Origin of the sequence: Acinetobacter sp. NIPH1876 (genome assembly GCF_022808535.1) — a bacterium.
GTDB lineage: Bacteria > Pseudomonadota > Gammaproteobacteria > Pseudomonadales > Moraxellaceae > Acinetobacter > Acinetobacter higginsii.
Window position 1 is genome coordinate 55,635 of record NZ_JALGBR010000009.1, and the last position, 15,639, is coordinate 71,273.

The 15,639-nt window shown below is 38.7% G+C and carries 12 protein-coding genes; 8 read left to right on the plus strand and 4 right to left on the minus strand.

All coding sequences use genetic code 11. From position 1 onward, the window contains the following. Positions 1–1,242 (minus strand): MFS transporter, encoded by a 1,242-nt coding sequence (locus MN869_RS10995; RefSeq protein WP_033133483.1) that lies wholly within the window; start codon positions 1,240–1,242, stop codon positions 1–3. Between the two features lie 79 nt (positions 1,243–1,321). Further along, complete coding sequence (mqo, locus tag MN869_RS11000) at positions 1,322–2,962, minus strand: malate dehydrogenase (quinone) (protein WP_004804731.1); 1,641 nt, start codon at positions 2,960–2,962, stop codon at positions 1,322–1,324. A gap of 413 nt (positions 2,963–3,375) precedes the next feature. Here mqo and MN869_RS11005 point away from each other — a divergent pair, with 413 nt between their 5' ends. From MN869_RS11005 to MN869_RS20480, 8 genes are all read left to right on the plus strand, one after another. Beyond that, positions 3,376–3,816: a GNAT family N-acetyltransferase gene (locus tag MN869_RS11005; protein ID WP_033133484.1), complete on the plus strand. Its 441-nt coding sequence runs from the start codon at positions 3,376–3,378 to the stop codon at positions 3,814–3,816. A gap of 367 nt (positions 3,817–4,183) precedes the next feature. Further along, positions 4,184–5,197, plus strand: coding sequence for a DUF1852 domain-containing protein (locus MN869_RS11010; RefSeq protein ID WP_033133485.1), 1,014 nt, complete (start codon positions 4,184–4,186; stop codon positions 5,195–5,197). Between the two features lie 27 nt (positions 5,198–5,224). Next, complete coding sequence (locus tag MN869_RS11015; RefSeq protein ID WP_032864471.1) at positions 5,225–6,250, plus strand: methionine synthase; 1,026 nt, start codon at positions 5,225–5,227, stop codon at positions 6,248–6,250. An 87-nt stretch (positions 6,251–6,337) separates the two neighbouring features. Next, entirely contained in the window at positions 6,338–6,829 is a 492-nt protein-coding gene (locus tag MN869_RS11020; protein WP_005205662.1) for a flavin reductase, read from the plus strand. Positions 6,830–7,436: 607 nt separating this feature from the next. Next, positions 7,437–7,994: a TetR/AcrR family transcriptional regulator gene (locus tag MN869_RS11025; protein WP_033133507.1), complete on the plus strand. Its 558-nt coding sequence runs from the start codon at positions 7,437–7,439 to the stop codon at positions 7,992–7,994. Positions 7,995–8,500: 506 nt separating this feature from the next. Then, entirely contained in the window at positions 8,501–9,340 is an 840-nt protein-coding gene (locus tag MN869_RS11030) for a type I restriction-modification system subunit M N-terminal domain-containing protein (protein WP_243307504.1), read from the plus strand. A gap of 1 nt (position 9,341) precedes the next feature. Next, positions 9,342–10,553, plus strand: a complete 1,212-nt coding sequence (locus tag MN869_RS11035) for a restriction endonuclease subunit S (RefSeq protein ID WP_033133487.1) — start codon at positions 9,342–9,344, stop codon at positions 10,551–10,553. A 45-nt stretch (positions 10,554–10,598) separates the two neighbouring features. Further along, positions 10,599–13,889: a type I restriction endonuclease subunit R gene (locus MN869_RS20480; RefSeq protein ID WP_033133488.1), complete on the plus strand. Its 3,291-nt coding sequence runs from the start codon at positions 10,599–10,601 to the stop codon at positions 13,887–13,889. A 127-nt stretch (positions 13,890–14,016) separates the two neighbouring features. On the opposite strand, the gene MN869_RS11045 is transcribed toward MN869_RS20480, so the two are convergent. After that, on the minus strand, positions 14,017–15,300 hold the full coding sequence (locus MN869_RS11045) for a ribonucleotide-diphosphate reductase subunit beta (protein WP_033133489.1): 1,284 nt from the start codon (positions 15,298–15,300) through the stop codon (positions 14,017–14,019). A 143-nt stretch (positions 15,301–15,443) separates the two neighbouring features. Next, the gene (locus MN869_RS11050; protein WP_004804753.1) at positions 15,444–15,575 is read right to left on the minus strand and encodes a hypothetical protein; all 132 of its coding nucleotides are present in this window, start codon (positions 15,573–15,575) and stop codon (positions 15,444–15,446) included. Between the last annotated feature and the right edge of the window lie 64 nt (positions 15,576–15,639).

Sequence of the window (15,639 nt, forward strand, 5' to 3'; positions counted from 1 at the left end):
TTAAAAACGGAACTTCAATAAATCTTTGGTCTTGAGCTTGGTTAAGACAACGCAGAGCAAAGACAGTGAACCACCCATCAACATTGCAGGAATCACGCTGAAAAAGCGCGTCATCACACTGGATTGCAACGCACCAAGCTCATTACTCGAGGTGACAAAAATGCCATTAATGGCAGCGACACGTCCAAGCATGTCCTTGGGTGGAATCAGTTGCAGAATCGTTTGACGAATGACAATGTTTATACTGTCACATGCTCCCATAATAATGAGAACTGCGACTGAAAAATACAGCTGTCTGGTAACAGCAAATAACAAGGTACACAGGCCAAAGCCTGTCACTGCTATCAACATCATCTGCCACGGTCTAGATTTTGGTGGATAGCGAATTAAAATGATCATCATCACCAATGCGCCAAAAGCAGGTGCCGCGCGTAATAGACCAAAACCATCTGCACCGATATGTAAAATATCTTGGGCAAAAATGGGCAAGAGCGCGATGATGCCACCAAAAAAAACTGAGCTCATATCGAGAAACATCGCCCAAAAAATAATTTTAGTTTTAAAAATAAAATGCAGCGCTTCTTTTAGACTCTGAGTTACTGACTCTGTTTGGATTTGAGGAAAATCTCGTTTTTGCAAACACCAGAGGGCAATACTACCACTTAAAAAAAGTGCCACGATGACGCTAAACGTAATATCTAAATCCAGATGAGCCAACAGGAAGCCACCAATGACGGGAGAGAGAATACCACTGGCTTGCCAGCACATGCTGGTCCAAGTGGCGGCATTGGTATACAAATGCTCCGGTACGACAAAAGGACGTAAAGAATTAAAGCAGGGACTGTATATGCCGCGAATACAGCCAAATAAAAACAGAATACTCAAGCATGAGATTAATAATAAATTTGCACTGATGGTTTGAGTGTGGAAAAGATCAAAGCTTATCCACAAAGCAAATGATAAGGGGATGGCAAAGCTAAAGCTGATCTGCAAAATACGCTGCCGATTAAAACGGTCAGCAATATAACCACCCCACAAAGAGAGGACGAGAAAGGGCAAAAAATCCATGATCCCGACCAAGCCGAGGATAAGCGGATTCTTGGTAATTTGATATAGATAATACGCGATCAGCACTTCCTGAATCAGCACCGCAAACGTTAGGCAGCATTGATTGATGGTCAATAACGTGAAGTCACGACTGGCAAATGCAGCAAAAGCAGAATGAGGTACAGCAGAGGACATAAGGCGTAGATTTAAAACATACAAATAAAGAAAAAGGGAAGAGCTGAAACTCCTCCCTTTTTGATGTGCTTAGCGTTACTTATTGAGCAACAGCTTCAGCTTTAACAACTTTCTTAGCAGGAACTAAGTTTGCTGGAGTCGTATAGTTCAAGCCTAAAGTTGAACTTGAGTACTGACGGATTTGATCTAACAACGCTGGATCGGTTGAAAGGTCTTTACCATAAGAACGTACGATTTCATGTAACTTAGCATTCCATACACCTTTGGTTTGCTCAGGGAATGCTTTTTCAAGCAAGTTAAGCATGATGTAAGGTGATGTAGACGCACCCGGAGAAGCACCTAACAATGCAGTTACAGACTTATCTTTAGATGCAAAGATTTCTGTACCGAATTGCAATTTAGCAGGTTTGCCCGGCTCTTTTTTGATGATCTGAACGCGTTGACCACCTTGTTGTAAATGCCAGTCTTTTGGATCAGCTTCAGGGTAGTATTTTTTCAACTCATTGAAACGATCTGCATCAGACATTAACACTTGGCTTACGAGGTACTGAACAAGATCAGCATTTTGTAGACCAATTGCAGCCATAGGCAACACGTTGTTTTTGTTGGTCGATGCAAGCAAATCAAGCTGTGAACCATTTTTCAGGAACTTGTTTGAATAAGTTGCGAATGGGCCAAACAACACATATTTTTTACCGTCGATATAACGAGTATCGATATGTGGTACAGACATCGGAGGCGCGCCAAGATCAGCACGACCATAGACTTTCGCTGTGTGTTTTGCTGTTACTGCTGGGTTGTCAGTTACAAGGAACTCACCACCTACAGGGAAGCCAGCATATTGTTGCGCTTCTGGTAAGCCAGTCATTTGCAATAATTTAATTGCAGCACCGCCTGCACCAATAAACACAAAGCGTGTTTTCACATGATCAACTTTGCCAGATTTCAAATCTTTGAAAGCCACAGACCAAGTGTTGTCATCGTTTTTGCTGATACCCGTCACTTCAGTTGAAGTGCTGAGTTTGAAGTTTGGACTCTTTTCAAGGTTGCCAATCAACTGCTTGGTGATTGCACCGTAGTTCACGTCAGAACCAACGTCCATACGAGTTGCAGCCACTTTTTGTTGAGGATCACGACCGTCCATCACCAATGGTGCCCATTGTTGAATTTCAGCTTTGTCTTCACTCAATTTCATGCCAGCGAATAACGGGTTTTGAACCATGGCTGCATAACGCTTTTCCATGAAATTCACGTTATCGCCCCATACGAAAGCAATGTGGGGTACTGGGTTAATGAAGGTATTTGGTGTTTCGAGTACACCTTGCTTCACTTGGTATGCCCAGAACTGTTTGGCAATTTCAAACTGACCTGCCACGTTTACAGCTTTAGAAATGTCCATTTTACCGTCTTTTTCTTCGGTATAGTTCATTTCCATAAAGCCTGAGTGGCCTGTACCCGCGTTGTTGAAACCGTTTGAACTTTCTTGTGCAACAGCATCAAGACGTTCATACATGCGGATATTCCAGTCGGGTTGTAATTCGTTGAGGTAAGTACCTAAAGTGGCACTCATGATCCCGCCGCCGATGAGTACAACATCGACAGTTGGTTCGTTACTGGTGGTTTTAATTGCCTTAGACGCAACTGGTCTAAAAAGAAAGGCAATTGCAATAATAATTAATACTACGAGTAGTACTAATAAATATTTCCAAAATTTTTTCATTCAATTTACCTTAAAAATTAAATGACGCTCTATATGACAAGCGATATAGAGAGAAAGAATTTAAATGATGATACAGGCGCAATAAAGGCACATCAGTACGGCAAGGGATCGCCTTAACACTGATGTTGAAGAAGTTAGTTCATGAATTTTACTTTAATTTAGACGGTATTTTGGTTGAACTAATGTTTCAAAATGTACAAATCAAGCCGACTTTGATGATTTATTGTGTGAAAGTTGTAGAAAGTTCTAGTAAATCTTAGACTTATGGTTTAGAGAGATGAGTCACATTTTGACCAAATGAGCGGATTGAATTATCAAAAAATTGGTCTAGATGAAAAGTTTAAATTGGCACTCGGCTTTATAAAAGACAAAACTATGATGTTTAGACACCATCCTAATATGGAGGCGCTGGCATGAAGCTCAGAGCGCTGGAGCAGCAAGATTATCAAAACTGGTTGTTGTTATGGCAAGGCTATCAGGCTTTCTATAAGGTCGAGATTGATCATAAGGTGACGGAAAAAACATTTTCTCGATTACTTGATCCAAATGAAGATATGTACTGTCTAGTGGTGGGGGATCAAGATACTTTGATTGGCTTTGTGCATTTTATTTTTCATCGAAGTACGTGGACTACAGGTGATTACTGTTATTTACAGGATTTATTTGTTGATCAACATTCACGGATAAAAGGTTTAGGTCGTAAGTTGATAGAAGCTGTTTACCAAAAGGCGGCTGAAAGAGAATGCTCACGTGTTTATTGGCTAACTCATGAAACCAATTACCAAGCACGAATGCTTTACGATAGCATGGCCGTGAATGCAGGATTTATCCAATATCGGAAAAATTTGCATTAATTCCAGCATCTTAACCAAGTGTGTAGGTTGAGTTCTGTTTTAAACCGCGAGAAAAAGCGGTTTTTTATAGCTCATCGGTTATGTTGTGACAAATAAAACTGATCATAAAACTTTCTTTGTGACTTTATTTAATGATTTCACTTCAACGGAAAGCAGCAAATTTTTCCTAAGGTGATCGGGCTGAGCTCTACTGTCCGCCTGATTGCACAGACCTTGTTGAGCGATTTTCACCTTAGTGAATTTCTTAACATGAATTTCATTCATTTTGAGGTTAGATTAAATCATTTTTATTCAGCTAATGATTGCGGTATAAATCACTCTATAAAGAAATTTAGATTTATCTCGGAAATTAGGGTGGCAGATTAAAATGAGTAAAGAGTTTGCATTTACGATTAAGCGTATTGATTTTGATGAGAACTACACCCCATCAGAAAATACACGTATCACAACCAACTTTGCGAATTTGGCAAGAGGCGAGAGTCGCCAACAGAATCTGCACAACACCTTAAAGATGATCGACAATCGCTTTAATGCTTTGGCGCATTGGGATAATCCTTTTGCTGATCGTTATAAAGTTGAGCTGGAAATCATTTCGGTTGAAATGAAGGTGGATGCGGCAAGCAATGCCAATCCACTTCCTTTAATTGAAATCTTGAAAACCAATATTGTTGATCAAAAAACCAATGAGCGTATTGAAGGTATTGTGGGCAATAATTTCTCTTCTTATGTACGTGACTATGATTTCAGTGTGCTATTGCTTGACCATAATAAAAATCAGTCTGGATTTAGCACACCAGAGAACTTCGGCGACTTACATGGCAACTTGTTTAAGAGCTTTATTGAGTCAGAGACTTACAAGGCAAACTTTAAAAAGCCACCTGTGATTTGCCTCAGTGTTTCCAGCAGCAAGGTCTATCAACGTACTGAAAATCAGCATCCAGTATTGGGGACGGAATATTTGCAAGATGAATATTCATTAACGGATGAGTATTTCCAAAAAATGGGCTTAAAGGTGCGTTATTTCATGCCGCCAAATAGTGTTGCGCCGTTGGCCTTCTATTTCTCTGGGGATTTGTTGGCGGATTACAGCAATCTGGAGTTGATCAGCACTATCAGTACCATGGAAAGCTTCCAGAAGATTTACCGTCCTGAAATTTACAATGCTAATTCAGTGGCAGGCAAATCGTATCAACCAAGTTTGAGCAACCAAGATTATTCACTGACTCGCATTGTATATGATCGAGAAGAACGTAGTCGTTTGGCGATTGAACAAGGCAAATTTGTTGAAGAACAATTCATCAAACCATACCGCGAGACGCTTGAACAGTGGTCTGCCAGTTATGCAGCACAAAACAACTCGCAAAAAAGTTACGCGCACTAATTTATTGAAAATATAAGGTTATTGATGATGAAAAGATTATTACCTACGTCGACTGCGGGTAGCTTACCGAAACCGTCTTGGTTGGCAGAGCCTGAAAAGCTTTGGTCACCATGGAAATTGCAAGAGCAGGGTCTGATTGAAGGTAAACAGGATGCTTTACGTTTGTCTTTGCATGAGCAGCAAGTAGCAGGCATTGATATTGTCAGTGATGGCGAGCAAACCCGTCAGCACTTTGTGACGACATTTATTGAGCATCTTACCGGTGTTGATTTTGAGAAACGTGAGACGGTGCGCATCCGTAATCGTTATGATGCCAGTGTACCAACTGTGGTCGGTGCTGTATCGCGTCAAAAGCCTGTTTTTGTTGAAGATGCCAAGTTCTTACGTCAGCAAACCAATCAACCAATCAAATGGGCGTTGCCAGGGCCAATGACCATGATTGATACGTTGTATGATGCGCATTATAAAAGCCGTGAAAAATTGGCATGGGAATTTGCCAAAATCCTGAATGAAGAAGCCAAAGAGTTAGAAGCGGCGGGCGTGGATATTATCCAGTTTGATGAACCTGCTTTTAATGTGTTCTTTGATGAAGTAAATGACTGGGGTGTGGCGACTTTAGAGCGTGCGCTTGAAGGTTTGAAGTGTGAAACTGCGGTGCACATTTGCTATGGTTACGGCATTAAAGCCAATACGGACTGGAAAAAGACCCTTGGTTCTGAATGGCGCCAATATGAAGAGGCTTTTCCAAAGCTACAACAATCAAAACTTGATATCATCTCGCTCGAATGTCATAACTCGCGTGTGCCGATGGATCTGATTGAATTGATTCGCGGTAAAAAAGTGATGGTTGGTGCGATTGACGTGGCGAGCAACACGGTTGAAACGCCAGAAGAAGTTGCCGATACCTTACGTAAAGCACTTCAGTTTGTCGATGCCGATAAGCTGTATCCATCAACTAACTGTGGTATGGCACCTTTGGCACGTGATGTTGCACGTGGCAAGCTGAATGCATTAAGTGCAGGTGCAGAAATTGTTCGTAAAGAACTCGCTTAATTTAACGACCCCTAGATGGCTTAAGGGCTGCACATTGTAGCCCTGAGCACATTTAAAATAGATCGGGTTTAATTGAGGTATAAAGTGATGGTTGAAGCAACAGATTTTAGAGATGCAATGTCTTTACTCACCAGTGCAGTTAGTGTGATTACCACCACTGGCATGTCTGGTCGTTATGGCTTTACTGCATCTGCTGTATGTAGCGTCACTGATACGCCTCCGACTTTATTGGTGTGTATGAATCGGGCATCGAGTTCACATGTACATTTCGTCGACAATAAAATCTTAAGCGTGAATGTGTTAAGTGCAGATCATCAACATATTTCTAAAGCCTTTTCGTCTAAATTGAGTCCCGAAGAACGTTTTAAACACGGTGCTTGGTCAGAACTGGAAACAGGTGCGCCTGTTTTGGATGATGCCTTGGTGAATTTTGATTGCGAGATTGATCAAATTCAGGAAGTGGGAACGCATACGATTTTTATTTGTCGTATTGTGGCGGTTCAACAAAGTGGACATGATCAAAGCTTGGTTTATTTTAATCGTGCTTATCACCAAGTGGGGCAAACTGAAGTCGCTTAAAGTAGGATGCTTTAAGCCGATTGGCTCATTATTAAAATACATTTACATCATAATTTAAAAATAATAAACAATATAATTTATTGAAAAATAATAATAAAATTGCTTTGGCCCAAAGTGTAAGATTGACACCCTTAAACTCACCGATTATTCTTTAAGCGCTGGCCTACATCGCCAGCCGGTTTTAGCAGACCGTTTCCTAAGTGCATTGAAAAACCTTGTTTTTTTGATGTAGACTCGTTCGTCCCCCTTTTGTAGCGGTAGGGCGAAAGGGGGACGCCTTCGGGCGTGCTGATTCTTAGGTTCAGTCTGCTAACCCTCTTTCACCCTGCCACCATAATCTTTATGTCTTGGCAGAATTCCGAAGGATTTAGGAGTTGGCCATGCACTGTATTTTTATTCTTCTTCATTAGTCTTTGACAGGGTTTGAATGCGCTTCGTAATTCAGACAGTGCTTTGTCACGACTAAAAAATCATATCAACAATAAAACTTGAGATACGCTCAGGCCGTCTTATCGGGTCTTTGCATGCCTTTTTTTGCTTATTGCAGCATAAATGGCCGCTTGATCGGGTTGAGCAACAACAAAAATTATTCAATCATGGAAATGATATGCCACCTTTTGCTTTGACTTATCGTGCTTTAAAAGTCTTGGATACCTCGCAAACACTGTTTAACCAAGATGGCTTTCATCATGTTGGGGTCGACCTGATTATTGATGAGTCTAAAATTGCCAAAGGCACCTTTTATAAATACTTTCACTCCAAAGAGCATTTGGTTGAAATGACGTTGAGTTTGCAGAGAACGGCACTGAAGAAAGAAGTCCGTTCAATTCTGTATGCCAATAAAAATTTATCGGGGCGTGAAAAGCTGAAACGGATTTTCTTTCTGCATGCCGATTTAGAAGGGATGTACCATTTATTGTTTCGGGCAGTTTTTGAAATTAAAGCACGTTATCCAAAGGCATATGAGATGGTGGTGGAATACCGAAACTGGTTGATTCGTGAAATTTATATGTTGTTGGTCAGAATGGAGATGAATGCTGCAAAAGCAGATGCACAGATGTTCTTGTTTGTGGTGGATGGGGCAATGGTGCGGTTGTTGAGTGGGAATAAGGTGGATAAAGGGAAGTTGTTGGAAGGATGGTTGGTGGGGGCTTGTTCAGATTGAGTTTGCATGTTATTTGGGTAGGTCAAAACTAATATTTCCAAATTGATCATTCTTAGCTTTGCCTTTGGTATGCACATGTAAGTCTCATCGAGCCCATTCTGGACCACGATTAATCATAATTTCTCCGTTTATTTATTCATTTTTTGGTTTTTACAATATTAATTTTAGCCTAAAAGTTATGAGTTAATTCAAAAGTTTAATTAAACTTATAAAACTTTCAGCAAGATCATTTTTCATGGGCTAATTTAAGCCATATTTACCTTGTTTAGAAGTCCCAAGAGTATTTTAGATTATAAAAATGGATTCTTGTATTTCTCAAAATATATTTGAGAAAAGAAAACTAATTTATTAGCTTCTTCGATGCTAAGTCGTTCTGTAGAATAGCGCACTAAGCGCAATTTTTCTTTATCTATGAAGCAAATGGTAAAGAGTTTTTTTGGGATTGAATTGTTTGGGGAATCAAGAATCTCCTCATTCTTAATTAAAAAAATGTTGTTGGAAGTGATATGAACCTTATTGAGTTAAAACAGTTAGAAGATCAGCTTTGGTCAGCAGCAGATAGCTTACGTGCAAACACTGACTTAAAGCCTAACGAATATTCAACTCCAGTATTGGGTTTGATCTTCTTAAAGTTTGCTGACAATAAATACGCTGCTGCTGAAGATGCAATTCTAAAAGAATTTAATGAACTTAGAGGCTCTCGTCGTGAAAAGTCGATTGCTGAAATTGCCATTAAACATTGTGGTTTTTACTTACCTGATAATGCTCGTTATAACTATTTGCTTGAACTTCCTGATAGCGAGAACTTAGCAAAAAAAATTAAAGAAGCGATGCAGGAAATTGAAGATCATCAAGGCCAAGATGATTTTAAAGATGTATTGCCTAGACAAGGGATGGCTAAACTTGAAGCCACAGTTCCTCATGTAGAGCCAAGCTTTAAAAAACTCAAAAATGCGTTAAAAGATGATGCAGTGATTGTTCAAAGTGTTGATGAACTTAATGAACATTGGCATGCCTTAAAACCTTTAAAAGAGAGCTTTGATGCTTATATAACAGCTTTCCCTCAGGCAGTAACTAAAGATTTAGTTGCTGATTTGAATGGGAAGCAAAAGAAGTTAAGAGCAAGCTTTACACCATTCTTTAAAGCGATTGTGGATGAAGCAAAAGTTTTAGACAAAGCCATTCGTGAAAAAGAAAAAGCGCATAACGACTTAGTCAAACTCACTCGTGCTGAAGTTGCCGAAGCTATACTCGATTTAAAATTAGAATTAACTAGATTAACAAATGAATCCATCAAATTGAGTCATTTAATTAGTAATAACCTAACGATGCTTTTAGGAGATTGATATGAATTTCAATTTTATATCAATTGGAAGCTTAATTGATTCTAAAGAAGCATCATTACAAACTGGTCCTTTTGGTACTCAACTAAAAGCTAGTGAGTATGTAGAATCTGGAACCCCAGTAATCAATGTTAGAAATATTGGATTTGGTGACATTAGAGCTGACAATTTAGAATTTATAACGGACTTTAAAGCTGAGCAACTGAAAAATCATATTCTATGTAAAGATGATATTGTTTTTGGAAGAAAAGGGGCAGTAGAGAGACATTCATATATCCAAGACGAGCAAGTTGGTTGGGTTCAAGGGTCTGATTGTTTGAGACTTCGTTTAAATACTGAAAATGTAGATTCTAGATTTTTATCGTACTATTTTAAGACACAACCTCACCAAGATTGGATGCATGCTTTGTGTGCCTTTGGTGCAACAATGGCTTCACTAAATCAAGATATTGTTCGTCGAATTTTATTCCCATGTCCTTCGATTTCAGTACAAAGACAAATTGTTGCTATTCTTTCAGCTTACGATGACCTCATCGAAAACAATAAAAAACGTATCCAAATTTTAGAAAATATGGCGGAAGAGCTATATAAAGAATGGTTTGTACGGTTTCGTTTTCCTAATTGGGAAAATACAGAGTTTGAAAAAGGCATTCCTAAAGATTGGAAAATTGAAAAAATTTCGAATTTGGTTGATAGAAAGAAATTTGGTCGTGTTTACAAAGAATATGAATTATGTTTAGAGGCAGACATTCCTGTTATTGATCAGTCTCAAAAAACTATGCTAGGTTTTCATGAAGGAGAAGCAGAACATATAGCATCTTTTGAAAGTCCTATGATTATTTTTGGGGATCATTCATGCAAGATGCAGATCATGTTTAAGAATTTTTCTTTGGCAGAAAATGTTATCCCATTCAAAAGTAAGCATAATATTTTATTATTATATTTATTTTCTTTAATTAAAGATCAAGTAGAAACTACAGAATATAAAAGACATTGGGGCGAGCTGACCAATAAGAAGGTTTTAGTTGCTCCTTTAACTCTTCAAGAGAAGTATACAAATTTAATTATAGATAAGATGAAACTGATTGAGATATTAAAAACTAAAAATAGCTTATTGGTTAATAACAGAGATCAGTTATTGCCTCGCTTAATTTCAGGAAAACTATCGGTAGAAAACTTGGATATTCAGTTTCCACCATCAATGCAAGAATCGTAAGTTATTAAAAAATAGAGTTATTTAGAGGGATAGAGGGGGTAATTTGTGGCAAAAGTAACACGTAATTTTATAAGTGAAGATGATATTGAACAAGCAACGATAGCACTTTTGAATACCGAGTTTGGTTATCAGCACTTAAACTGCTATACCACAGATTCAAGTGACTTAAATGATCGTTCGGGTCGTACTGACAAAAAAGATGTTATCTTCAAAGATCGTATCATTGCCAAATGTGTGCAATTCAATCCCCAAGTCCCTCTAGAAGTGATAGAAACTGCTGTATCTAAACTGATGGATCGTCGTGGTTCTATGTCTGCTATTAAAGCTAATATGGAACTCTATACTGCTATTCGGGATGGTGCTTCTATCACCTATGAAGATAAAAACGGTGAGAAGCATGAAAATGAGTCTTTAAAACTGATTGATTTTGAAAACCCTGAAAATAATGAGTTTTTGGTGGTTTCTCAGTTATGGATTCAATCGACAGGACGTACGCCATATTGCGCTTATCGCCGTCCTGATCTCATTCTCTATGTAAATGGTTTGCCATTGGTATTTATTGAACTGAAAAACTCTAATGTAAAGCTTAAGAATGCTTTTGACGATAATTTAAAAAACTATAAAAATGATATTCCTCAGCTTTTCTTAACCAATGCTTTTTGTGTGCTTTCAAATGCGACAGATACAAAACTAGGGAGTTTTACTGCTGAATGGGAGCATTTCTTTAACTGGTTACGTGTGGAACAAGAAAAAGAAAAAGTAAATAAAGAAGAAATTGAAGAGCAAGGTACAAGTATCGAATATTTACTACGTGGTTTATGCCGTCCAGAACGTCTTTTAGACTATGTCGAAAACTTTATCTTATTCCAAAAGGAAAAATATAAAATTATCGCTCAAAACCATCAGTTTCTAGGGGTAAATCATGCTTTCCAAAACTTCTTAAAGCGTGATGAATTGAAAGGTCGCCTAGGTGTGTTTTGGCACACACAAGGTTCTGGTAAAAGCTTCTCTATGATTTTCTATGTCAGGAAGATTTATCGTAAAGTCACAGGTAATTTTAGTTTTGTGGTGATTACTGATCGTGAAGACTTAGATGATCAGATTTATAAGAACTTTATCCATACACAAGCCGTCTCTGAAGCAGAAGCGGCAAAGCCTAAAAATAGTACCCATCTTCGTACATTATTAAGCCAAAATACTAAGATAGTCTTTACCTTGATTCAAAAGTTTAGATACCACAAAGGCCAAGAATATCCTCAGTTGTTTGATCCTACTAAGCGTGAAGTCACCGTGATAGTTGATGAGGCACACCGTACTCAATATGAATCACTTGCTGAGAATATGCGAAAAGGCTTAGATGGTGCACATTTTCTTGCGTTTACAGGAACACCTATTCTTAAGCAGAAAAAAACAAAACAGTGGTTTGGAGAATATGTTTCTGAATATACATTTCAGCAAGCAATAGAAGATAAAGCAACATTGCCACTTTTCTATGAAAAGCGAGTGCCAGAGGTATTATTACAAAATGATGATCTCAATGAGGAACTCGCTGAAATTTTAGAAGATGAAGAGCTCAATGATGCTCAGAAAGAAAAACTTGAGCGTAAGTTTTCAACTGAATTGGAAGTTATCAAACGAGATGATCGTCTAGATCGTATTGCTGAAGATATTGTGTACCATTTCCCACGTCGTGGATATTTAGGTAAAGGAATGATGGTTGCTGTGGATCAATTCACAGCAGTACGAATGTACGACAAGGTTTCAAAACTTTGGAAAGAAGAACAAAAGAATTTACAAACTCGTATTCATAATTCTAAAAATGATATTGAAAAACATCGTTTAAAACAGCGTCAAAAGTATATGAGTGCTGTACAAATGGCGGTAGTTATCAGTGATCCAAGTTCAGAAAAAGAGCGCTTTGATAAACAAGATCTGGATATCCAGCCACATATTGATCGTTTAAATAAACTTGATGCAAATGGTGCTGATATTGAGGACAACTTTAAAGACCCTGAACATCCATTACAACTTGTCTTTGTGTGTGCAATGTGGCTCACAGGCTTTGATGCACCCACTGTTTCAACGCTTTATCTAGATAAGCCTATGAAAGGTCATACGTTGATGCAAACGATTGCTCGTGCAAACCGTGTGACTTCATATCGTATTCAGAATACAGAGGGTGAGCTGGTAGAAAAAAGAAATGGCGAAGTTATTGATTACTATAATGTATTTAGAAATCTAAAAACGGCTTTAAAAGATTACGGTCAAGGTACTGGTGAAGATGGGGAAACAGATGCTCCCGTACAAGATAAAACTGTACTTTTTCAAATGCTAGATGAAGCAATTATAAAGACGCTAGAATATTGTGAATCTAAGAATATTGATTTGAATCAAATATTGGAAACTCGTCATGAGAGTGGCGGCACGTTTAAAGAAAATGCTTTGTTTGAACAATATGCTGATCAATTATTAGAAAAAGACGAATATCGTAAGACTTTTAATGTTCATTTCAATACAGTTGCGGCTTTATATGAAGCATGTAAACCAAATATTTTGGTGCAACCTCGACCAATTGTTTCGGTTATCCAATTTTTACATGGCTTCATTGAAGCAATGATTGAGCCTCAAGATTTAGAAAAATCAGGTACCTCAGTATCAGATTTATTGGATAGAAGTGTAGTTGTTAATGAAGATACTGCGAAGACAGTTAAAGACTTTAAAGAAAATTATAGTTTAATTCATGGTCAAAAATGGGATTTAAGTACAGTTGATTTTGACAAGCTGAAAGAACAGTTCAAAGAAACTAAGCACAAGAATATTGCCATTGCAGATATGCGAGCTTTTCTTGAGAAAAAGATCATTCAAATGTTGAAGCAAAATGGCGGTCGTATTAACTTTGCCGAACGTTATCAGCAGATGATAGATCGTTATAATTCAGGTGCAACAGCGACAGAGCAATTATTTGACGAACTTCAGAAGTTTACAAAAGGCTTGAAAGATGAAGATCAACGCCATATCAAAGAAGGACTGACAGAAGATGAGTTGGAAATCTATGACCTTCTCTTAAAGGATAGGTTAACCAAAAGTGAGCAGCAACAAGTGAAGTTAGCAGCAAAAGACTTAATTACGGCTCTTTTGAATACGACTCCGAAAATTTTAGTTCAAGATTGGTGGAAGGATGTTCAAACTCAAGCCGTAGTAAAAGATGAAATTGAGAAGGTCTTAGATAAAGACTTACCAATAAGTTATGACGAGATTCAATTTAAAGAAAAGGTTTCAACAGTCTTCGAGCTGGTTAAAACTTTAGCGATGAATGATGATAAGTGGGTAAGCTAATACAGCTCATTTAATGAAATAGTAATAAGCATAACTTTTAAAGAATAAAAAAAAGAACCATTCATTAGAACGGTTCTTTTTTTATTTGAATGACAACTCATGTGTCGCGTGACGCGTGACGTTCAACTTACCAGCTTAACGCACCACCAGTTTGGTAATCCGTTACACGCGTTTCAAAGAAGTTCTTCTCTTTACGCAAGTCCATCATCTCAGACATCCAGCCAAACGGGTTGGTTACACCAGCAAATTGCTCAGGTAAACCAAGTTGCGCTAAACGACGGTTACAGATGAACTTCAAGTATTCTTCCATCATGCTTGCATTCATACCCAATACACCACGTGGCATCGTGTCACGCGCATATTCGATCTCAAGCATCGTGCCTTCAAGAATCATTTGAATCACTTCTTCTTGGAAGTCAGCCGTCCACAAATGTGGGTTCTCGATCTTGATTTGGTTGATCATGTCGATACCGAAGTTCAAGTGCATAGACTCATCACGCAAGATGTACTGGAACTGCTCAGCAACACCGTTCATCTTGTTACGACGACCCATACTCAAGATTTGAGTAAAGCCACAGTAGAAGAAGATCCCTTCAAGAACGCAGTAGAACGCAATCAAGTTACGCAATAAACGTTGGTCGTTTTCAGGTGTACCAGTGTTGAAAGTTGGATCACTTAAAGATTGAGTGTACTTCAAGCCCCACGATGCTTTACGTGCAACAGATGGAATCTCGCGATACATGTTGAAGACTTCGCCTTCGTCCATACCCAAAGATTCGATACAGTATTGATAAGCATGCGTGTGAATCGCTTCTTCAAATGCTTGACGCAAGATGTACTGACGGCATTCAGGGTTGGTAATGTGACGGTAGATCGCCAATACCAAGTTGTTTGCAACCAATGAGTCCGCAGTCGAGAAGAAACCCAAAGAACGCATGATGATGGTACGCTCATCTTCAGTTAAGCCATTTTCAGACTTCCAAAGCGCGATATCATGGTTCATGTTCACTTCTTGCGGCATCCAGTGGTTTGCACACCCGTCAAGATACTTCTGCCAAGCCCACTCGTATTTAAACGGAACAAGCTGGTTTAAGTCAGCGCGACAGTTGATCATTGCTTTATCATCAACCTGAACACGCTGTGCACCCATCTCAAGCTCTTCCAAGCCAGGTGCAGCATCTAAGTGTTCTAAGGCAGCAGATGCTCGTGCCAACGAATCGGTTGGATTTGTTGATCGCACGGTACTGGTTCCAGCGGGTTGTGCAGCAGCCACGCGCGGCGATGATTGCTCTGAATCAGATACCACTTGCGTATTAACCGTTTTTTGCGTGTCGATGGGCGCAGACTTGTGTTCAGGTGTAGTCGGTTTTTGCGAATCATCTTCAAAATCGTCCCAACTAAGGATAGACATATTCATTCTCTCTTCGTTGCTTTATATCTTTTATTTAGACATCTCAAGCAAGGAGATGTCCTACTATACGCTCAATTTGTGTAAGCAAAATTAAGTTTTATTGACTGAAATTTTAAAAAGTGACCAATGGACACCGATAATCCCTAAAACTTATTTTGCTTACGCTGTTGTTTACGTATTTTAAAAAATGCGTAAACCATTGGAATATAAAACACTAGAAAGGCACAGATCAGGACTATCACACCAAATTGATAATTATGACTGAGATGGAACATGATCTATGCCTCAATAGAAACCTTTCTCGAACTCCCTCCAAAGGAGAGGGAGTTTATGCAGAGA